We start from the raw sequence: 270 nt of genomic DNA, 5'->3' as shown, positions 1-270 counted from the left end.
CAGGAATGCAAAGATCGGTGTCGTGGAATTCAGGATCGTTGCCAGGCCGGCGTCGAGCGTCTGTTCGGCCCAGGCGATCAGCGTGAAGGGAACCGCGCTGTTGAGGCAGGATTGAACGAGAAAGCGCCGCCAGGTCGCCGCATCTCTCGGCAGGTGGAGGCCGCGCCAGCGAATGATCGCAAGGAGAACGAGGCCGGCGATCAAGGTGCGGGCGGCAATCAGCGTGATTGGCGGGATGGTCGCCACGCTGACGCGGATAAAGCTGTAGGA

At 63.0% G+C, this 270-nt stretch carries 1 protein-coding gene; it reads right to left on the bottom strand.

What is annotated here, in order from left to right; translation table 11 throughout:
- A partial coding sequence (locus ACPYOG_RS19600; RefSeq protein WP_481295792.1) for an EamA family transporter occupies window positions 1-258 on the bottom strand: 258 nt, incomplete at its 3' end.
- Between the last annotated feature and the right edge of the window lie 12 nt (window positions 259-270).

The sequence above is a fragment of the Leifsonia sp. HAY1-4F genome (assembly GCF_056755275.1).
This window is presented reverse-complemented; position numbering and strand designations above follow the sequence as displayed.